The sequence below is a fragment of the Brenneria salicis ATCC 15712 = DSM 30166 genome, from assembly GCF_003315515.1.
Lineage (GTDB): Bacteria > Pseudomonadota > Gammaproteobacteria > Enterobacterales > Enterobacteriaceae > Brenneria > Brenneria salicis.
The window spans coordinates 43,185-62,397 of sequence record NZ_QNRY01000013.1 but is presented as its reverse complement, the minus strand read 5'-3'; the positions used below and the strand labels follow the sequence as shown (position 1 = coordinate 62,397).

Annotated in this window: 17 protein-coding genes and 1 pseudogene; 8 read left to right on the top strand and 10 right to left on the bottom strand. The window is 52.7% G+C overall.

What is annotated here, in order from left to right:
- Positions 1-206: 206 nt before the first annotated feature.
- Positions 207-464, bottom strand: a pseudogene (locus DES54_RS07965) (YcgL domain-containing protein).
- A 136-nt stretch (positions 465-600) separates the two neighbouring features.
- Here DES54_RS07965 and minC point away from each other — a divergent pair.
- The 3 genes from minC to minE all read left to right on the top strand — a co-directional run bounded on the left by minC (position 601) and on the right by minE (position 2,525).
- Positions 601-1,284, top strand: a complete 684-nt coding sequence (minC, locus tag DES54_RS07960) for a septum site-determining protein MinC (RefSeq protein ID WP_113866221.1) — start codon at positions 601-603, stop codon at positions 1,282-1,284.
- 155 nt (positions 1,285-1,439) lie between these two features.
- Complete coding sequence (gene minD / locus DES54_RS07955; RefSeq protein WP_113866219.1) at positions 1,440-2,252, top strand: septum site-determining protein MinD; 813 nt, start codon at positions 1,440-1,442, stop codon at positions 2,250-2,252.
- A gap of 3 nt (positions 2,253-2,255) precedes the next feature.
- Positions 2,256-2,525, top strand: a complete 270-nt coding sequence (gene minE / locus DES54_RS07950; protein WP_113866217.1) for a cell division topological specificity factor MinE — start codon at positions 2,256-2,258, stop codon at positions 2,523-2,525.
- Positions 2,526-2,641: 116 nt separating this feature from the next.
- Here minE and rnd read toward each other — a convergent pair whose 3' ends face one another.
- The 5 genes from rnd to yoaA form a co-directional block, all read right to left on the bottom strand.
- Positions 2,642-3,763: a ribonuclease D gene (rnd, locus tag DES54_RS07945; protein ID WP_113866269.1), complete on the bottom strand. Its 1,122-nt coding sequence runs from the start codon at positions 3,761-3,763 to the stop codon at positions 2,642-2,644.
- A gap of 196 nt (positions 3,764-3,959) precedes the next feature.
- Positions 3,960-5,648: a long-chain-fatty-acid--CoA ligase FadD gene (gene fadD, locus DES54_RS07940; RefSeq protein WP_147247274.1), complete on the bottom strand. Its 1,689-nt coding sequence runs from the start codon at positions 5,646-5,648 to the stop codon at positions 3,960-3,962.
- A gap of 203 nt (positions 5,649-5,851) precedes the next feature.
- On the bottom strand, positions 5,852-6,451 hold the full coding sequence (locus DES54_RS07935) for a Slp family lipoprotein (protein WP_427846350.1): 600 nt from the start codon (positions 6,449-6,451) through the stop codon (positions 5,852-5,854).
- A 154-nt stretch (positions 6,452-6,605) separates the two neighbouring features.
- Positions 6,606-7,304, bottom strand: a complete 699-nt coding sequence (gene tsaB, locus DES54_RS07930) for a tRNA (adenosine(37)-N6)-threonylcarbamoyltransferase complex dimerization subunit type 1 TsaB (RefSeq protein WP_113866211.1) — start codon at positions 7,302-7,304, stop codon at positions 6,606-6,608.
- Between the two features lie 96 nt (positions 7,305-7,400).
- Positions 7,401-9,329 (bottom strand): DNA repair helicase YoaA, encoded by a 1,929-nt coding sequence (gene yoaA, locus DES54_RS07925; protein ID WP_113866209.1) that lies wholly within the window; start codon positions 9,327-9,329, stop codon positions 7,401-7,403.
- A 188-nt stretch (positions 9,330-9,517) separates the two neighbouring features.
- Here yoaA and DES54_RS07920 point away from each other — a divergent pair, with 188 nt between their 5' ends.
- On the top strand, positions 9,518-9,862 hold the full coding sequence (locus tag DES54_RS07920; protein WP_113866207.1) for a RidA family protein: 345 nt from the start codon (positions 9,518-9,520) through the stop codon (positions 9,860-9,862).
- A 36-nt stretch (positions 9,863-9,898) separates the two neighbouring features.
- On the opposite strand, the gene DES54_RS07915 is transcribed toward DES54_RS07920, so the two are convergent.
- A complete protein-coding gene (locus tag DES54_RS07915; protein ID WP_113866267.1) occupies positions 9,899-10,138 on the bottom strand; it encodes a YoaH family protein in 240 nt (79 codons plus the stop codon).
- Between the two features lie 138 nt (positions 10,139-10,276).
- Here DES54_RS07915 and pabB point away from each other — a divergent pair, with 138 nt between their 5' ends.
- The 3 genes from pabB (at position 10,277) to DES54_RS07900 (ending at position 13,807) form a co-directional block, all read left to right on the top strand.
- A complete protein-coding gene (gene pabB, locus DES54_RS07910; protein ID WP_113866205.1) occupies positions 10,277-11,704 on the top strand; it encodes an aminodeoxychorismate synthase component 1 in 1,428 nt (475 codons plus the stop codon).
- Positions 11,700-12,290 (top strand): CoA pyrophosphatase, encoded by a 591-nt coding sequence (locus tag DES54_RS07905; RefSeq protein WP_113866265.1) that lies wholly within the window; start codon positions 11,700-11,702, stop codon positions 12,288-12,290. Before pabB ends, DES54_RS07905 begins: the two co-directional genes overlap by 5 nt.
- A gap of 152 nt (positions 12,291-12,442) precedes the next feature.
- Positions 12,443-13,807: an L-serine ammonia-lyase gene (locus DES54_RS07900; protein ID WP_113866203.1), complete on the top strand. Its 1,365-nt coding sequence runs from the start codon at positions 12,443-12,445 to the stop codon at positions 13,805-13,807.
- An 85-nt stretch (positions 13,808-13,892) separates the two neighbouring features.
- On the opposite strand, the gene DES54_RS07895 is transcribed toward DES54_RS07900, so the two are convergent.
- The 3 genes from DES54_RS07895 to DES54_RS07885 all read right to left on the bottom strand — a co-directional run bounded on the left by DES54_RS07895 (position 13,893) and on the right by DES54_RS07885 (position 17,667).
- Positions 13,893-15,446 carry a TerC family protein gene (locus tag DES54_RS07895; RefSeq protein ID WP_113866201.1) on the bottom strand — a complete coding sequence of 518 codons (1,554 nt, stop codon included), beginning with the start codon at positions 15,444-15,446 and terminating at the stop codon, positions 13,893-13,895.
- A 367-nt stretch (positions 15,447-15,813) separates the two neighbouring features.
- The gene (locus tag DES54_RS07890; protein ID WP_113866199.1) at positions 15,814-16,917 is read right to left on the bottom strand and encodes an amidohydrolase; all 1,104 of its coding nucleotides are present in this window, start codon (positions 16,915-16,917) and stop codon (positions 15,814-15,816) included.
- 153 nt (positions 16,918-17,070) lie between these two features.
- Positions 17,071-17,667, bottom strand: a complete 597-nt coding sequence (locus DES54_RS07885; RefSeq protein ID WP_240634972.1) for a YitT family protein — start codon at positions 17,665-17,667, stop codon at positions 17,071-17,073.
- A gap of 505 nt (positions 17,668-18,172) precedes the next feature.
- Here DES54_RS07885 and manX point away from each other — a divergent pair.
- Entirely contained in the window at positions 18,173-19,126 is a 954-nt protein-coding gene (gene manX / locus DES54_RS07880) for a PTS mannose transporter subunit IIAB (RefSeq protein WP_113866197.1), read from the top strand.
- Positions 19,127-19,213: the final 87 nt, after the last annotated feature.

Here is a 19,213-nt window from a genome sequence, read left to right as displayed (position 1 = left end):
CGTCACAGTATAAGACAAACCGGCGGATTTCTATCGCTGACAATAGTGAGTAAAGTCACTACTGATGATACGGATTAAATACAGCGCGGATTATTTCAACCAGAAACCCGGTTTATTCGCGGTGCTTGCTTTTTTGAATATGTTGCGCCGTAAGATTATGACTAAGGCATTATCTGAAAATAAACACCGGTATTATTTTTTTACATTTACCAAAGCGTCTTTAATAACGTTTCCGGCGGAGGCGGAACCTGTAGATAAAAGCCCTGTTCCCTAAGCGCTTGTTTTACCTTTTCAATATTAGCATTCGCCAGTTTTTTACTGCCATCCAGCGGCTATAACATGGCTAAATGCGGCGTACCAAAACTTTTCATCAATTCTTCCGGGACGCGGGAAAAATCGTCTTTTTTTTCGACATAAAGATAGGTCTGGTCACGTTTGGTGCTTCGATAGATCACACAAAACATCTTTTTTACTCTGTTTAATGGGAATGGCGTCTTGCCTGTATATAATTGTGACTATAACATGCTTGCAGCGCTCTGGAATATCATGCTTTAAATGTTACTCTGGGGATTAAAAGATGCGGAAACTGAGTCAGGATAGATGTCACAAACGCCAATAGAATTAAAAGGCAGCAGCTTTACCTTATCGGTTGTTCATTTGCATGATCCCCAACCAGAGGTAATTTATCAGGCATTGCAGGAAAAGATCGAGCAGGCGCCCGCTTTTCTGAAAAATGCACCCGTTGTCATTAATGTCGCCGCATTGACGGCGGAAACCGACTGGATAAAATTACAACAGGCTATCGCATCGACCGGATTGCATGTCGTCGGCGTCAGCGGCTGTAAAGACGAACAACTGAAACAGGCCATTACGCAGGCGGGCCTGCCTTTGCTGAGTGAAGGTAAAGCGCAACGCCGCCCGCCCGAATCCGTAGCGGCGGCTCCAGCCGCAGTTAAAACCAAGGTCATCAATACGCCGATACGCTCCGGTCAGCAGATTTACGCCCGGAATTGCGATCTGATTGTAACCAGCAGTGTCAGCGCAGGCGCGGAGGTGATTGCTGATGGTAATATTCATATTTATGGCATGATGCGCGGCCGCGCCCTCGCTGGCGTGTCTGGCGATGTGCACAGCCAGATATTCTGTACGCATCTGGCCGCTGAGCTTGTATCTATCGCCGGACGTTACTGGCTGAGCGATCAGATACCCGCTTCTTATGTCGGGCAGACTGCCAGGATAAACCTGAACCTGCTGGACAATGATTTAAACATACACTCGTTTTGAACAGACAAACGTTTTAAACGGACATCGTTTTAAACACACGAGCTTTGAACAATCGCTAGACTAGCACCTATGCTGGCAGATGTACGTGTCACTGACCGTGACAATGAAAACCGCCTGCCGGGATACGTTCTGAACCCTTTGACAAGGAAACATTTATGGCACGCATCATTGTTGTTACATCGGGTAAAGGGGGCGTTGGCAAGACCACTTCAAGCGCGGCCATTGCTACCGGTTTAGCCCGGAAAGGAAAGAAGACCGTTGTTATCGACTTCGACATCGGTTTACGTAACCTCGACCTGATCATGGGATGCGAGCGTCGCGTGGTTTATGATTTTGTTAATGTTATTCAAGGTGATGCGACCCTGAATCAGGCGCTGATCAAAGATAAGCGTACTGATAATCTGTACATTCTGCCTGCTTCGCAAACGCGTGATAAAGATGCGCTGACCCGCGAAGGCGTCGAAAAAGTGCTCAACGATCTGGGCGAAATGGATTTTGATTTCATCGTCTGCGACTCCCCGGCCGGGATCGAAACCGGCGCGTTGATGGCGCTGTATTTTGCCGATGAAGCGATTATCACCACCAACCCGGAAGTATCTTCCGTGCGTGACTCAGACCGTATTCTTGGCATTTTGTCGTCGAAATCGCGGCGGGCGGAACGTTCCGAAGAGCCGATCAAGGAACACCTGCTGCTGACCCGTTATAACCCTGGTCGCGTAAGCCGCGGTGATATGCTGAGTATGGAAGACGTGCTGGAAATTCTCAGGATCCCGTTAGTTGGCGTTATTCCTGAAGATCAATCAGTATTACGCGCATCAAACCAGGGCGAGCCGGTCATTCTGGATGCGGAGGCGGATGCAGGCAAAGCCTATTCGGATACGGTAGACCGTCTATTAGGCGAAGATCGTCCCTTCCGCTTTATTGAAGAAGAGAAGAAAAGTTTCCTTAAACGACTTTTTGGGGGATAAATTATGGCATTACTCGACTTCTTTCTGTCCCGCAAAAAAACGACAGCCAATATTGCCAAGGAGCGGCTGCAAATTATTGTCGCGGAGCGACGTCGGGGTGATAGCGAACCTCATTATCTGCCGCAATTAAAACGGGATATCCTGGAGGTCATCTGTAAATATGTACAGATTGACCCAGAAATGGTCACCGTTCAGCTTGAGCAAAAAGGCGATGATATTTCCGTGCTTGAGTTAAACGTCACATTGCCGGAAACGGAAGAAACGCCCAAATAATTTTTCCGCTGTTAATCTCCCCTGCTCATTTTTGCAGGGGTTTCGCCTCTGTGCGCCATCATAAAACAGCCGTGGTCTTTTACTGTCAGGCGCAAATTAATTTCAATCAGCGTCGTTCAGCATTCCTTGAGAATCTCCCGTAAGGCATCGCCATATAAATTATTGCGCCAGCCGGAAAGCATTTCCGGTACAGCGTCCTGCCCGGTTAATTTCCAGTGCCAGTTAAGCACCCGGTTGATCTGACGCCGTGAAGCCAGCAGTTCAGCCGATAATCCACTGCTCTCGCTGTAGCGTTGCACCATTGCTTTAATGTCCTTGAAGGCTTTCTTATAGCCGGGGTAATCAATCAGGTTGATAACCGGCGGCGGGCAATCGGCCTCGGCAATACCGTTGGTTTGCGCCACCAGCGCCAGTAGCGTTTTACCGTGGTAACGAATTTCCGGGCCGCTCAACCCCAGAGCATCCATTTCCCCTAATGACGACGGTAAGCACCGGGCAACCTGCAACAGATTTTCTTCTCGCACCACAAAATTTACCGCGCGGTCTCGCTCACGAGCTTTACGCAAACGCCACTCAGCCAGGCGTTGCAGACAGGCCAGATGGCGGCCACGCAGTTGCCAGGCGTTTCCTATCTCGCGATACGCCGCTTCGGGCGCCAGAATCTCCTGCTTACGCTGGCACAGAAGACGACACTCATCCCGCGCAGCGTTTGTCCACCCGGCGGCCTCGGTTTCCTCGACCAGTTTGATGGCCATCGGTAACAGATAGAACACATCCGCGGCAGCATAGTCACACTGTTTTTCACTCAGCGGACGGGCCAGCCAGTCAGTGCGTGATTCGCTTTTATCGAGCGTCACGTCCATGTACTCAGCCACCAACGCGGCAAAACCATAGGAGAGCGGTTTACCCAAAAACGCGGCCAGGATCTGGGTATCGATGAATGGCGCGGGAGACAGATCAAAAGCGTTGAAAAACACTTCCAGATCCTCGCTGCCGGCGTGCAAAAACTTGGTGACCCGCTCATCACGCAACAACGCCTGAAAAGGCAGCCAGTCGGTGATCGTCAGCGGATCGATAAGCGAAAGCTGTTCCCCATCATACAATTGAATCAACCCTAACTGGGGGTAGTACGTTCTCGTTCTGACGAACTCGGTATCCAACGCAATCTGTTGATGCAGACGCGCTTGTGTACAAACTTGTTTTAATCCGATATTGGTGGTGATCAACTGATAATTCAAAACATCATTCTCTTGATTGCTGATTAATAGAAAAAGTGACGCCGGACAAACCGGCGTAAATAGAATAATCGGGCCAGATGACGCAGTTGCGGATGTGGTTTGCCCGCCAATCCGCTCCATGACGATAGTCATGATAACGTGTCCTGTCGGCTTCTGGCAGACGATTTATTGATAAATCATCGCCATCCGCGCGGAACTAGGCGTTAACCACCTTTGCTGCCTGAGGCTGAACGTCGCGCAATTCCCGGCGCAAAATTTTCCCGACGTTTGATTTGGGTAAATCATCATAAAATTCAATTACTTTCGGTACTTTATAGCCAGTGAGGTTGCGGCGACAATGCGTAATCAACTCTTCTTTCGTTAATGTCGGGTCGCGGCGCACCACAAACGCTTTCACGGCCTCACCCGATAATTCGCTGGGTATACCCACCACCGCGGATTCGGAAACCTTTGGATGACGAGTCAGCACATCTTCAATTTCCGTGGGGTAAACATTAAAGCCGGATACCAGGATCATATCCTTCTTGCGGTCAATAATACGCAAAAAGCCTTGCTCATCAGAAGTGACGATGTCACCTGTCGCCAACCAACCATCTTTTAGCACTTCATCGGTTGCCGCGGGTTGCTGCCAATAACCCAGCATCACCTGCGGACCGCGGACCCATAGCTCACCGGATTCGCCGGGGCCGACATCATTGCCATTATCATCAATGATGCGCACATCGGTGGAAGGAACCGGTAATCCGATGCTGCCATTATACGAGGTCATATCATAGGGATTGCCTGATACCAATGGCGAACTTTCCGTCAACCCATAACCTTCCAGCAGATGTTTACCCGTGAGCTTTTCCCAACGTTCGGCAACCGCCTGCTGTACCGACGCCCCACCGCCGACAGACAATCGCAGCGTGGAAAAATCGAGTTCGCAAAATGCCTTGTTATTCAGCAAGGCATTGAATAGCGTGTTCACCCCGGTGATGGTCGTAAACGGATACTGGCTCAACGCCTTGACCACCGCCGGAATATCACGAGGATTGGTGATCAGCAGATTTTTTCCGCCCCGTTCAAAAAACAGCAGACAATTCACGGTCAACGCGAAAATGTGATACAGCGGCAATGCCGTCACCACCAGTTCTTGTCCTTCCTGCAGGACGGGGCCGTAAGCCGCTTTACACTGTTCAAGATTCGCCTGCATATTGCGATGGGTCAACATCGCGCCTTTGGCAGCGCCTGTCGTGCCGCCGGTGTATTGCAAAAAAGCCAGATCGGTATTGATGATGTCCGGCTTCACATATTGCAGGCGTCGTCCTTCTTGCATGACCCGACGAAACGAAATAGCATCCGGCAGATGATATTTTGGCACCAGCCGCTTGATATATTTGACGACAAAATTCACCAGCGTGCCTTTGGCGGTAGAAAGCTGATCCCCCATGCGAGTCAGAATAACGTGCTTTACCGACGTATTCGCCACCACCTTTTCCAGCGTATGCGCGAAATTGGATACGATAACGATGGTGCTGGCTCCGCTGTCTTTCAATTGGTACTCCAGTTCCGGCGGGGTATACAGCGGATTCACATTCACCGCCACCATCCCCGCCCGCAGTACGCCAAACAGCGCCACCGGATACTGCAACAGATTGGGCATCATCAAGGCAACACGGTCGCCCTTCTTCAGGCCAAGCCGATTTTGCAGATAGGCGGCAAAGGCCCGGCTACGCTCATCCAGCTTGCGGAACGTCATCACCTCACCCATGTTGATGAATGCGGTCTGATCGGCATAGCGCGTTACCGTGCTTTCAAACATATCGATTAGTGAGGCAAAACGGTCCGGGTCGATTTCCGCAGGCACCGAGGCCGGATAGCGAGACAGCCAGATTTTGTCCAAGACGTCACTCCCAAGATATTTTTTTAATGGCATCGCAAGCACCTCGGCATTGAACATTTATTAACATTACTTTAACTAAAATAATCAGTTAATTAACAATTAATCTCCAGGTTGCGAGGCCGATCACTGATTTGATGTTAGTCATTAGTTCAAAAAAAATCAGGCAACCTTAGTCGCCTGAATTTCTTCATCTGCAACAGCGTTTATTCTGTTACAACATCCTCAACTTGCGCAGGACCATACCAACCGCCGCCGAATCCCCATCCGGGCCCCCAGCCATGGCCATAGCGAGCATCCCATCCCCACGGGCCATAAGCGCCAGGCGGCATGACGACCCGCTGCACCACATTCCAACGTTTGTATCCCTGTACGTCCACCACGACAAAGCGATACGGTTTGTCACCGATGGCACCGTGCTCCGATCCCGTAATGAGGCCGACGACAGTAACCAATTGATTCTGAAAATCGATCGGTTCCAGGAAACGATTCACATAGGCAATGAAGCGCCCCTCGGAAGGGAGATCCAGCCGAGGTCTGGCGCCGCTATCAAGCGGCAGGCTGGCGATTTCCAATCGGGTTCGGTTAACTTCATTACGGATACTCACCACCCGGCCACCAAAACGCGCCTCCTGCCCGACATACAATTGCGGCGCATTCATTACCCGCACAAGATCGTCCTGTGGCGTTGGGGACGTTCCTTTTATCGCCTCAGGCACACTGACGCAGCCAGACAGTAGTAACACGGCGGCAACGACAAGACCGCGCACGGCCTGCACTGACAGGTTGTGAGGCTTCACATGCATTGAAATCGTAATCATCACATGCCCCTTCTTCAATGTCCGTTCATTAGACTATATCGCATCGAATAAGTTGCTGTTTTCTTCTGGCCGGGACCATCCGGGACGTGGAACGCGGCGACCGAAGTTTCAGCAAAGATGGTCTCAGCAAAGACGGATCTCAGCGTCCCGGCAGTTTTTTCCAGGCCACGTCGTTACGCAGATAACGCGGCTGGGCCAGTTCAACGCTTACGGCTTGTCCGGCTCGCCATTGCCGGTACGCCAGCGGCAACATGTCCTCGGCTCGCGGCAACAGCATGTCGCCATCCCGTAGGGTCAGCGCGGCGTGAACCACCAGATCGGGATAGGTTTGCCAGCCCGTTCCCACCGTTACCCATTCGCCCTGCAACGCAGCCGTCAGCGTTTGCGTCTGTAGGGGCGTCAGGACAGCCTCGGAAGCATCGCCCTGCCAGACGCCATCAGCATCACGCTGATATTGCGCCCAGTAGACTTCGCCCATCCGGGCATCAATGGCGGCTAACACCTGAGTAGCATTAATCCGACGAAATGCGCCCTGCGCCAGCGTCGCCAGCGTGGAAACGCCGATCATCGGCAGTTCCGCGCCCAGCGCCAGCCCTTGAGCGATACCGATGCCGATCCGCACGCCAGTAAAACTGCCCGGCCCCTGACCAAACGCCACTGCATCCAGTTCACCAAGCGTGAGGCCACCCTCGGCCAACACCTGTTGCACCATTGGCAGCACACGCTGAGTATGCTCTCTGGGACAAACCTCAAATAAAGAATGAATTTCACCATCATTCCAGAGCGCGACAGAACAGGCTTCCGTCGCGGTATCAAGCGCTAGAATTCGCGTAGACATGCCAACCTCAGGCGGGGTAAATAAATCTCAACGGCGCGCATAATAGCATATCCGCCGCCATCGCCGTCACCTTTCAGGCCCTTGTTCCGTCAGTCATCAAGTCAGTGATGCTTTGCGGGTAAGAAACGCAATGGCCTGCGCCATATCTCTGGTACGAGGAGCGGGCGGCAGGCTATTAAGGAAAACCTCGCCATACGGACGCATCACCAGTCGGTTATCGCAGATCACCAGAACGCCGCGATCATCCGTGTCGCGGATCAAACGGCCAACGCCCTGTTTTAACGTGATCACCGCATCAGGCAGTTGGACGTCGTCGAACGGTTCGCCGCCACGCAGACGGCAATCTTCGATACGCGCTTTCAATAACGGGTCATCAGGCGAAGTAAAGGGTAATTTATCGATGATCACGCAGGACAGCGCGTCGCCGCGCACGTCCACGCCTTCCCAGAAACTGCTGGTCGCCACCAGCAACGCATTCCCCGCCGACACAAACTGAGACAGCAACTGCGCTTTGCCGGTTTCTCCCTGCAACAGAACGGGCAAGGTCAGGGTGGCGCGGAATTCGGCGGCCAGATCGCGCATCATTTGATGCGAGGTGCACAGCATAAAACAACGTCCCTGATTAGCCTCAATCAACGGTCGCAATAAACCTGCCAACTTATGCGCCGCACCCGGCTGATGAGTTTGCGGCAAATAACGCGGCACACAAAGCAACGCCTGACTCGCATAATCGAACGGGCTGGGCAGCAACAGAGTATTGGCCGCGTCCAGGCCCAATCGTTCGGTAAAATGCGTCAGTTGTTCGTTAACGGAGAGCGTCGCGGAAGTAAATATCCAGGCTGCGGGCTTTTCTTTCATCAATTCCCGGAAACGATCGGCAACGGACAGCGGCGTCAACGCCAACACAAAGTGGCGGGAATTGCACTCATACCAGTAGCTGTAACCCGGCTGCTGCACATCGCGCAAACGTTTCAGGCGACTGCGGTACAAGGTGGCGCGCTCAAAGGCCGCATCAAGCAGCGCAGAGCGACCCAGCGACAGTTTGGCGACGTCATAACACAGTTCCAGCGCATCATCCAACAGCACCAGCGCACGCTGAAGATGGGGTTGGTTAAGCACGTCGCGCAGGTTGCCGCGAAAACCGGGATCGCCAAGCGCCAAACGAAAATCCTGGGTACTCTGGCTCAGGCGATCGGCGCTTTTCTGGAGTTGCTGCGCGTCCCGTACTTCCGTGCGATAGGCAATGGTGATGTCTTTTGCCAAATCCAGTAGTTGGCGGCTGGAAAGCTGCTGACCAAAATACTGGCTGGCGATATCCGGGATCTGATGAGCTTCATCGAAAATGACCACCTCGCTTTCTGGGATCAATTCGGCAAACCCGCTCTCTTTAACCACCATATCCGCCAGATAAAGATGGTGATTCACCACTACGATATCCGCATCCATTGCTTTACGGCGTGCCTTTACCACAAAGCAGTCTTTGTAATGCGGACAGTCGCTGCCCAGACAGTTGTCGTTGGTGCTGGTTACCAGCGGCCAGATTGGGCTGTCTTCCGCCACGCCGTCACAGGTGGCGACATCACCTTCCGTGGTTGCAGAAGACCAGCCTCGCAAGCGGACCAACTCGCTGAGCAGTTCCGCGGACAACTCCCCGCCCGCCAGCGATTGCTGTTCGAGTCGTTCGATACAAAGGTAATTGGAACGGCCTTTCAGCAACGCCAGTTTGCCCTGGTATTTCAGCGCCTGGGCCACCGTGGGCAAATCCCGACGGTAAAGCTGATCCTGAAGGGCTTTCGAACCGGTCGAAATAATGACTTTTTTATCCGATCGCAATGCCGGGGCCAGATAAGCGTATGTTTTTCCGGTGCCGGTTCCCGCCTCTACCACCAGCGCCTGTTTGCCGTGAATGGCCTGAACCACCGCCTGCGCCATTTGTCGTTGTGGCTCGCGCGGTTTGAATCCGCTAATTGCCCTGGCTAACGCCCCATCGGTGGCAAAATCATCTATTACACGATCACTTATCACGCTGTCTCTCTTAGTCGGGTTCAGACTGCCAGCGTTATCCAGTGACGCCGCCGGACCGATTATGCCAATACTCCGCCACGCTCGCTACCACCCTATCTTCGCCCGCGCTGCCCGCAACAGATTCATGACGCAAAAGAGTATGTTACGCTTAGCGCCGTTATTTACCCCAAGATGGAGACAATATCCTTATGTCAATTCAGAGAATCGATCCTGATGAACGCTGGTCCGACGCCGTTATTCACAACAACACGCTGTATTACACCAGCGTGCCGGAGAATCTGAATGACGCGGCGCAAGCGCAGACTGAGAATGCGTTGGCCGCACTGGATGCGATCCTGCAACGAGCGGGAACGGATAAAAGCCGACTGTTGGATATCACTATTTTTTTGGCTGACGCCGACGATTTCGCCGCCATGAACGCCGCATGGGATGCCTGGGTGGTGTCCGGCAGCGCGCCGGTGCGCTGCACCGTTCAGGCCAAACTGATGAATCCGAAATTCAAAATCGAAATAAAAGCCATCGCCGCGATATAACTGTGTGCTGGCGTCACCTCAGAGGAGGAACGGCAATCAGTGTTCTTCCTCTTCCTCACCATCGTCAAACGTGCCCTGGTCGTCATCCTGACGATTATCCTGGTCGTCTTCATCATCAAACATTGCTGTGACACTGTCACCTTGATGGGTGGCGCGAATTTCTGCGGCGACCAGCGCAATCGCCTGACCACTGCTTAACCCCTGTGACATCAGTTCCTGAATACGCTCAACCGCTGCTTGCTGCTGATGCGTCAGCGCGGGCATACCTGCAATCATGATAAATTCCTGCTTACCAACCAAGCGCATATCATCGCATGCCCTCCCGGTCATACACCAGCAGTTATGGTTTGTGATACGCTAGCCAGTCTGAATCGTCAAACAGACAACCAATAAAATAAACATCACCTGCCAAGCATGAAATTATACGACCACTCCGCCTCAGGCACGTTCTGGGTCTATCACTCGTTACCCTATCAGCCGGATGCGTTGCTAAAACGTTTTGCGCCTTTTTCTCAACAACCGTGGGCCATGTTATTACACTCAGGCTTCGCCGATCATCCGCACAATCGCTTCGATATCATGGTCGCCGATCCGCGGGTAACGCTCGTCACCCGCGCAGAGAAAACGACGATAACCCGCGGCGGGATCACGCAAATGGCGGCTGGCGATCCGTTCACGCTGTTACAGCAAGAACTGGATGACCTCGGCATCGCCGCGCCAGCACATCCTGACTTTCCTTTTCAGGGCGGCGCGCTCGGCTTGTTCGGTTACGATTTGGGGCGACGCATTGAGACGTTGCCCGTGCAGGCGGAACGGGATATTGATTTACCGGATATGGTGGTCGGCCTGTATGACTGGGCTCTGGTCGCGGATCACCAGCGTCAGACGTTAACCCTGATCGTCCAGGGCTCGCTTCAGCAACGGCTTGACTGGTTATGCACCCCGCCCGCCTCCAATAATCGGACGGACTTTCGACTCAACAGCCCCTGGCGCGCTAACCTGTCACGCGAGGAGTACGGCGAGCGATTTCGCAAAATACAGGATTACCTGCTGGCGGGAGACTGCTATCAGGTTAATCTGGCGCAACGCTTCAGCGCGGAATATGACGGGGATGAATGGCAGGCATTTCTGCGCCTGTCGGCGGGCAATCAGGCCCCGTTTTCCGCCTTCATCCGCCTGCCTGAAAATACGGTGATCAGCGTCTCTCCCGAACGTTTCCTGTGGCTGGCGGAGAACCGCATCCAGACCCGCCCGATTAAAGGCACGCTGCCGCGACTGGCCGATAAACACGCGGATGACTTGCAGGCCGAACGTTTGGCGCGCTCGGATAAAGATCGTGCCGAAAATCTGATGATCGTGGATTTATTGCGTAACGACATTGGCCGCGTCGCCGAACCGGGCAGCGTCACCGTGCCGGAACTGTTCGTCGTGGAACCTTTCCCGGCTGTCCACCATCTGGTCAGCACGATTGAAGCGAGACTTCCTGATTCGTGTCCTGCCACCGCGTTACTACGCGCCTGTTTCCCAGGCGGCTCCATCACCGGCGCGCCTAAAATTCGGGCGATGCAAATCATTGAAGAACTGGAACCGCAACGACGTAATGCCTACTGCGGCAGTATTGGCTATCTTAGTGTCTGCGGCACCATGGATACCAGTATCGCCATCCGTACTTTATTAACCGAGCAGGGAAAAATTTACTGCTGGGCAGGCGGCGGCATTGTGGCGGACAGTCAGGAACAGGCCGAATATCAGGAAACCTTTGATAAAGTTGGCCGCATTTTACCCTTATTGGATCCTCAGCCAGACGAGCAGGTAGAAAGCCGTGACCCATTCTGTCATTAGTAGCGCCATAGCGCCGACATCATTTGATTTGGCGGCGTTTATTACCCGTTTTCAGTTGCATGCGTTACAGCCTCATCCTCCGGTGTATCAGCAACGAAAGGCGGCGGTACTGGTGCCGATTGTTTGTCGCGCCACTCCGACATTACTGTTGACCCGACGAACGTCGGGTTTGCGCAAACATGCCGGTCAGGTGGCATTTCCCGGCGGCGCGGCCGACCGGGAAGATGGTTCGCTCATCGTCACGGCCCTGCGTGAAGCCCAGGAGGAAGTCGCCATCCAACCGCAGAATGTCCGGGTGCTCGGTACATTGCCGCCGGCGGACAGCGTCAGCGGATTTCAGGTCACGCCGGTGGTGGGGCTGATCTCCGCTCAGACCCGCTTTCATGCTAATAAAAGTGAAGTCGCCGAGTTGTTCGAAATGCCGCTGGCGGATGCCTTTGCGCTGGCGCGTTATTATCCGCTGGATATCGAACGGCAGGAAAAACGTCACCGCGTTTATCTTTCCTGGTATCAACAACAGTTTGTCTGGGGCTTGACCGCCGCCATCATTCGCCAACTCGCCATGCATGTCGCCAGTAAGCCATAAGCGTTATTCAATGTGTTCTGCTATAAGTTCCATTGTCCGTCTGCATAAGTTTATTTCATGCGAAAAAGCGAACTCCACAATATATTCCACACTACAATAGCGCGATTTGACGCGTTTTATTCTAACCACCTGCGCTTTTGAAGGAGTTCCGCGTGATAAGCGTTTTCGACATGTTTAAAATCGGTATTGGCCCCTCTAGCTCTCATACGGTTGGACCGATGAAAGCCGGTAAGCAATTTGTCGATGAATTGATAAATCAGGCGTTACTCACCGCCGTCACGCGCATCGCCGTCGATGTCTATGGTTCACTGTCATTGACGGGAAAAGGCCATCATACCGATATCGCCATCATTATAGGGCTGGCGGGCAATATGCCTGATACGGTTGATATTGATGGTATTCCGGCGTTCATCCGTCGTGTTGAACAGAGCGAGCGGCTGTTGCTGGCCGACGATAAACATGAAGTCGATTTCCCGCGCGAAGGCGGGATGGTTTTCCGCAGCGAAAACCTGCCGTTGCATGAAAATGGTATGACGATCACCGCCTTTGCCGGAAACAAAGAAATTTACAGTAAAACCTATTATTCCATCGGCGGCGGCTTCATCGTTGATGAAGCGCATTTTGGTCAATCTACATTGACTGAGGTTTCCGTCCCCTACGCGTTCAACTCCGCCAAAGCGATGCTGGCGCATTGCAAACAAAGCGGCCTTTCCGTGTCCGGTATGGTAATGCGTAACGAACTGGCTCTGCATAGCCGCGAGGAGATCGAAAATTACTTCGTGGATATCTGGCAGACCATGCGCGCCTGTATTGATCGCGGCGTAAACACCGAAGGCGTATTGCCGGGGCCACTTCGTGTTCCACGTCGAGCTTCCGCGTTGCGCCGCATGTTGGTTTCATCGGATAAACACTCCAGCGACCCGATGAACGCCGTGGATTGGATGAATATGTTTGCGCTGGCGGTGAATGAGGAAAATGCGGCGGGCGGTCGCGTGGTGACCGCGCCCACCAACGGCGCATGCGGCATCGTTCCGGCGGTATTGGCGTACTATGATCACTTCATCGAACCCGTAAGCCCCAGTATTTATATTCGCTATTTCCTGGCGGCGGGCGCCGTTGGCATTCTGTATAAAATGAACGCTTCAATCTCTGGCGCGGAAGTCGGCTGTCAAGGGGAAGTCGGCGTGGCCTGTTCCATGGCGGCGGCAGGATTGGCTGAGTTGATGGGCGCCAGCCCGGAACAAGTTTGCGTCGCGGCGGAGATCGGGATGGAGCACAATCTGGGGTTAACCTGCGATCCGGTGGCGGGACAGGTTCAGGTTCCCTGCATCGAGCGTAATGCCATCGCCGCGGTGAAAGCGATCAACGCTGCGCGTATGGCGATGCGCCGCACCAGCGAACCCCGCGTCTCGCTGGATAAGGTTATTGAAACCATGTATGAAACAGGGAAAGACATGAATGCTAAATATCGGGAAACCTCACGCGGCGGTCTGGTGATCAAGGTTCAGTGCGACTGACGGTTTTTAGTGAATAACGCTTGTTAGTAAATGCATTGATTTAACCGCCAACGCCGCCAGCAGCGACGTTGGCTATTCCTCGATATCACGCTTCCTGGTCTTCAACCGGCGCGGCGATTTTCTCCACCTTCACCAGTTCAATACGGTATTCCGAAACGTCAAGGATCTGGAAACGTAATTGGTGTAATTCGATGATTTCACCCACTTGCGGGAACTCATCACTGTGTGCCAGCAACAGTCCGGCCAGCGAAGTGTAATCCTCCTTCGGGCTCACCAGATCGCTGCTGTTGAGCACTTGCTGCAACGAATGCAGATCCGTACCGCCTTTTACCAGCCAGCCATCGCCGTCCGCCACGATTTCCAACGTTTCATCTTCGTCCGGGAATTCACCGGCTATCGCTTCCAGTACGTCCAGCGGCGTCACTAACCCCTGAATCACGCCAAACTCATTGCTAACCATTACCAGGCTGCCTTTGGCGCGACGCAGTACAGGAAGCAGATTGATGACGTCCAGCGTTTCCGGTACGACGATCGGCAGATTCGCCGCTGCAAAGCTTTCCACATCGGTGTGCGCCTCCAGCGCCACCAGCAGGTCTTTGGCCCGCACCACGCCGACCAACTCATCCAATGAACCACGACAAACCGGGAACAGACTGTGCGGCGTATCCAGCAATTGCAAACGGATATCTTCGATAGAACGTTCGCAATCTACCCAGGAAATTTCCGTGCGCGGCGTCATCACACTGCGCAGCGAGCGTGACGCCAGCGTCAGCACGCCGCTGATCATGTAGCGCTCTTCCTCGGCAAAGGTGTCCATCGTCACCTTCTGCGGTTCATCGTTATCCACTTCATCGGTGGTTTTCCGGGCTCCCATCAGCCGTAGAATCGCCTCGGCGGTACGCTCACGCAAAGGACGCCGCGACTGATGTTTCATGAAGTTATGTCGGGCAATCTGGTTGAAAAACTCGATCAGGATCGAGAATCCAATCGCGGCGTACAGATAACCTTTCGGAATATGGAAACCAAAACCTTCCGCCACCAGACTCAAGCCAATCATCAACAGGAAGCTGAGGCACAACACCACCACCGTGGGGTGGGCATTGACAAAGTTGGTCAGCGGCTTGGAGGCCAGCAGCATCACGGCCATCGCTATGATTACGGCGGTCATCATCACGCCAAGGTGGTTGACCATGCCTACTGCGGTAATTACGGCATCAAGTGAGAACACCGCATCCAGCACCACAATCTGCGCCACTACCGTCCAGAAGTTGGCGTGAACACGCGGACCATTTTCGTCATGTGATTTATTTTCCAGTCGTTCATGCAACTCCGTCGTCGCTTTAAACAACAGGAACAGCCCGCCGAACAGCAGGATCAGATCGCGGCCGGAGAAACTGAAATCACCAACGTGGAACAATGGACGCGTCAGCGTGACCATCCAGGAAATCAGAGACAACAGCCCCAGACGCATTAACAGCGCCAGCGACAGGCCGATGATACGGGCCTTATCACGCTGTTTGGGCGGCAATTTATCGGCAAGAATGGCGATAAACACCAAATTATCAATACCCAGAACAATCTCAAGTACCACCAGCGTCAGCAGGCCTGCCCAGATTGAAGGATCCAGCAAAAATTCCATGTCAGACTCCGAAAAATGAACGAGCAGATGGCTTCAATGCATTATCTACATTGAATGGTAATAGAAAGAATTGGGATGAAGCAGAGTAACTCAGAGAATGGTCGGAAAAACCAACCGAGTACAGGAAACCACCAGCGCAAGCGGGTAGGCAGTTAACGTTTTGTCGGTGACAGTCCATGGGAAGGGCTGATGCCCAGTGCTCCTAAGCAATTTAACGGAAGATTACTCTAACAGGTTGTCCCGCGTTTTCACAAAGATTTTCTTACACTTTTCCCGCTGATAAATGCGCTGCCCAGTAGCGTCTATTTTTTGACGATTGATAAGCCGCCAAAAGGAATACACCGCTGCGCAGCCAGGGATCGCGGCCTTATCCCAGTACTTTTTTCACACAGGTTTTAAAAACCCGGACGCCAATCTCCATTGCTTCAAGATCGAATCGCATATCGGGATGGTGTAGACCCGGCGTCAGGTTAGCCCCCAGGCCCCAGAAGCCACATTTGATCGTTGGCCGCTGACGCCCGTAATGGAAGAAATCTTCACTGCCAGGCGTATATTTGGCCTCGGTCGCCCCCTGCGTCCCCAACACGTCCACAATGGCGCTGGCAATCAACGCGGTTACCTCATCGTCAACCACCGCCGCCGGCATTTCCTTCATCACGCGAATGTCTGCCGCAGCACCAATCGCCGCCGTGCTATGTTCAATCGCTTTAATGACTTTTGCCTTAAGTTCATCCATCGGTTGATTGAATTGCGAGCGCAGATCCCAGCACACACGGGCTTCGGCAGGCACCGAGTTGGTAACGCCCGCATCGCAGATAAAACGTGTCGCCTTGACGCTATAGGTCAGTGAAGGCGCCAGATGGATGCTATTTACCGCCTGTACCGCCAGCACAGCGGCATCCAACGCATTAATGCCCTTATGCGGGCGGGCGGCATGGGACGGCACCCCTGTGATCACCGCTTCAATCGTCGCACTGGCTGAATAAAGCATAGCTGGCACCGCCTGCCCCAGCGGACACTCTTCCAACGGTCGCACATGAAAACCGAGCAATATATCGACATCATCGATCGCGCCGCCGGCCACCATCGCCAGCGCACCCGTTCCCAGTTCTTCCGCGGGCTGAAACAAAATTTTCAACCGCCCATTTTTCACTATCCCTTCGCTTATCACTTCCTGCGCGGTGCTCAGCACCACGGAGGAATGCGCATCATGACCACAGGTATGACGCGCCACCGGCTCGCCATTGATGATGTGCCCCAGGGCGTCCATATCGGCGCGTAACGCCATTATCGGCCCCGGCTCCCCACTGTCAAATTCGGCGATAATCCCGGTGGTGCCGTTTACATTGCGCGTGACGTTAAAACCCGCGCGCGCCAGTACGTCTGCCAGATATGACGATGTTTTTACCTCCTGAAATCCTAATTCAGGAATCTCATGCAAATATTGATAATGTTCGAGCGTTTTGGACACAGGCGTCACCTCCGGCAAAGAAAGTCAGCAATCGATTTACTGAAAGCCTGATTCGAGGATCAGGCGCAATTATCACTCAAGAAAGTACACAGACTGAGATTGGCGAGGTAAGAACGTTATCTTATTCCTCGACCTGATGGTGCGAAAATAGACTCACCCGCCCTGGTAGCGTCCCGGTTTGTGCCAGTTCATCAGCATGGCATTCATCGCCAGGGCGCTGACCGCCGACCAGAGCAACAACAGTCCCGGTATCTTGAGCAGCGAGAGCAGGAACACCAATATATCCAGCACCATCTGCGTTTTGCCGACATTGATATTGAAGCGCCGATACAACCACATGGCGACCACGCCCGTTCCGCCCACAGAGGCATTGTGACGGGCCAGAGAAAGAATTCCCATGCCGAGGAACGTACCGCCCACCAGCGCGGAAAATAGCGGATGGATATAACTAATGGTGATCAGATGTGGGATTGTCTGGGTCGTCAGGCCGAGGGCCACATTGACGATCAAGGTTTTCAAAGTGAAACCGCGCCCCATGCTGAAGTAACAGAAAATCATGAACGGGATATTGACCAGAATAAACAGCAGGCCGATAGACAGCGGGACATAATAGGAAATCAGTAATGCAATGCCGGCGATCCCACCGGTGACCATGCCGGACAACTTAAGCATATTTAGCCCTACGGCGATAAACATCACCCCCAGCGTCAACCCATAAATATCATCTTTCACCGTATGGGCCGTTCCCATCTGAAAAACCCTATCTGGCGCTTTTTGTTGCGCAACCGATTTTCGTAGCATACGCATTAACCTCAACTTCCACCGAACGCCTTCAGCCATAAGAAATGCATATGTTTGCATTTTATTTACCTGACAATTCACTTGATGCTCTTAAATTAACATCGATCACATCGTGATGCTTAACTAAAAATCACCGTGCTGCTATCACAATTTCGTCACAAACGTGCGCAACGCGGACATAACCCCTTTTAACTAATCAGCATTAGAGGAACATCACACTATTTATTTTTTCGATGGGTAAAATAAATCCGTCAAACCGTAGTGTTACGTGTCGTTGCCAGTATCTGCTCGCTGAAGGTATTGAATTAATGGCGACATTATTCACCGGATGAATAAGCAAGCTGGATGCTTACAACCATATGGATATCGCGACGGTTAACTTTCAGCATCTGAGCGTTAACCCTGTGTCCTGACGCATTACACATTCAATTTGATCGTGATGAGGAGGTAGCAAGTGAGTATTGCAATAATGTTATGCACTCACGGAGCCACTGCGGGGCCGCTGTTAAAAACGGCTGAAATGATTCTTGGCGAACAGAGCAACGTCGCCTGGATTGATTTCGTCCCCGGTGAAAACGCTGAAACATTGATGGAAAAATATCAGGAGAAATTAGCTCAATTAGACACCGCCGACGGCGTATTGTTTTTGGTCGATACCTGGGGCGGCAGCCCGTTCAATGCCGCCAGCCGTCTGGTTACCGATAAGAATAATCATGAAGTTATCGCCGGGGTAAATATTCCCATGCTGGCGGAAACCTTTATGGCGCGCGATGACAACCCGGCTTTCGCTGAACTGGTTTCCATCGCCCTGGAAGCGGGCAGAGATGGCGTTAAAGCGCTGAAGCCGCAGAGCACCGCCGCCGCTCCACCGCCAGCTAAAGTACAGGCTGTCGCCCCGGTTAGCGGAACGGGCGAACATATGAAGATCGGGTTGGCGCGTATTGATGACCGGTTGATCCACGGTCAGGTGGCAACCCGCTGGACCAAAGAAACCAATGTCACGCGCATTATTGTCGTCAGTGACGACGTGGCGGCGGATCATGTGCGTAAAACGCTGCTGACCCAGGTTGCGCCGCCGGGCGTGACGGCGCATGTGGTGGATGTCGCCAAAGCCATTCGCGTTTATGACAACCCGAAATATGCCGGCGATTGCGTTATGTTGTTATTTACTAATCCGACAGACGTATTAACACTGATTGAAAACGGCGTAAAAATCACGTCCGTTAATATTGGAGGAATGGCGTTCCGCCAGGGCAAAATTCAGGTTAATAACGCGGTCTCTATCGATGAGAAAGATATTGCCGCGTTTAAAGAACTGGATAAGCTCGGTATTGAGTTAGAAGTCAGGAAAGTATCATCAGATACCAGACTAAAAATGATGGATTTAATTAACAAGATGACTCGTTAACACCATTACTGGTGAATACGTCATTGGTTCACACGTCATTGATTCACATGTCATTGATTAACACAATCAATAACTATCGCTGTGTAA

What these genes read in the sequence shown, in the direction of transcription:
- minC (WP_113866221.1), top strand. Translation starts at nt 601, where the DNA reads ATGTCACAAACGCCAATAGAATTAAAAGGCAGCAGCTTTACCTTATCG.
- minD (WP_113866219.1), top strand. Translation starts at nt 1,440, where the DNA reads ATGGCACGCATCATTGTTGTTACATCGGGTAAAGGGGGCGTTGGCAAG.
- minE (WP_113866217.1), top strand. Translation starts at nt 2,256, where the DNA reads ATGGCATTACTCGACTTCTTTCTGTCCCGCAAAAAAACGACAGCCAAT.
- DES54_RS07935 (WP_427846350.1), bottom strand. Translation starts at nt 6,451, where the DNA reads ATGCATGTGAAGCCTCACAACCTGTCAGTGCAGGCCGTGCGCGGTCTT.
- tsaB (WP_113866211.1), bottom strand. Translation starts at nt 7,304, where the DNA reads ATGTCTACGCGAATTCTAGCGCTTGATACCGCGACGGAAGCCTGTTCT.
- DES54_RS07920 (WP_113866207.1), top strand. Translation starts at nt 9,518, where the DNA reads ATGTCAATTCAGAGAATCGATCCTGATGAACGCTGGTCCGACGCCGTT.
- DES54_RS07915 (WP_113866267.1), bottom strand. Translation starts at nt 10,138, where the DNA reads ATGATTGCAGGTATGCCCGCGCTGACGCATCAGCAGCAAGCAGCGGTT.
- pabB (WP_113866205.1), top strand. Translation starts at nt 10,277, where the DNA reads ATGAAATTATACGACCACTCCGCCTCAGGCACGTTCTGGGTCTATCAC.
- DES54_RS07895 (WP_113866201.1), bottom strand. Translation starts at nt 15,446, where the DNA reads ATGGAATTTTTGCTGGATCCTTCAATCTGGGCAGGCCTGCTGACGCTG.
- DES54_RS07885 (WP_240634972.1), bottom strand. Translation starts at nt 17,667, where the DNA reads ATGGGAACGGCCCATACGGTGAAAGATGATATTTATGGGTTGACGCTG.